This is a genomic window from Streptomyces flavofungini (genome assembly GCF_041028215.1).
Lineage (GTDB): Bacteria > Actinomycetota > Actinomycetes > Streptomycetales > Streptomycetaceae > Streptomyces > Streptomyces flavofungini_B.
This window is the reverse complement of record NZ_JASKYR010001446.1, coordinates 1-630: the sequence shown is the minus strand read 5'-3', so window position 1 is coordinate 630 and position 630 is coordinate 1. Positions and strand designations below refer to the sequence as shown.

1 protein-coding gene is annotated in these 630 nt (G+C 68.1%); it reads left to right on the top strand.

Translation table 11 applies throughout. From position 1 onward, the window contains the following. Nucleotides 1-83: 83 nt before the first annotated feature. Entirely contained in the window at nt 84-599 is a 516-nt protein-coding gene (locus AB8Z36_RS41575; RefSeq protein ID WP_369218506.1) for a lytic polysaccharide monooxygenase auxiliary activity family 9 protein, read from the top strand. The last annotated feature ends 31 nt before the right edge of the window (nt 600-630 follow it).

The following is a 630-nucleotide window of genomic DNA, read 5'->3' as shown; positions in this document are numbered from 1 at the left end:
GTTCCGCCCCCGCACCGCTCTCCGGCCCCACCAGCACTTCACGTCGCACACCCCCATGAAGAACGCCCCGTGAAGGAGTACGCATGGACAAGAAGCGGAAGATAGCCGCGGCGATCGGTGCTGGTATGGCACCCGTCCTCGCCCTCACGCTGCCGACGGGTTCGGCCAGCGCGCACGGTTACGTCAACGCCCCCGCGAGCCGCCAGGCGCAGTGCGCCGCCAACACGGTCTCCTGCGGCGAGATCAAGTGGGAGCCGCAGAGCGTCGAGGGCCCCAAGGGCCTGCGGAGCTGCAGCGGCGGCAACTCCCGGTTCGCGGACCTGGACAACGACAGCAAGGGCTGGCGGGTCAGCGACGTCAGCAGGACGCAGACCTTCACCTGGACGTTCACCGCCCGGCACCGCACCGCGAACTACGAGTACTTCGTCGACGGCACCAAGGTCGCCACCATCAACGGCAACAACCAGCAGCCGCCCGCGACCGTCTCCCACCAGGTCAACCTCGGCAACTTCACCGGCAGGCACAAGGTCCTCGCCGTGTGGAACATCGGCGACACGTCCAACGCCTTCTACGCCTGCATCGACGTCAACATCCGCTGAGCGCTCCTCCCCCGTCCGTCGACCCCTCCGC

Coding starts and splice junctions, on each gene's coding strand:
- AB8Z36_RS41575 (WP_369218506.1), top strand. CDS start 84: ATGGACAAGAAGCGGAAGATAGCCGCGGCGATCGGTGCTGGTATGGCA.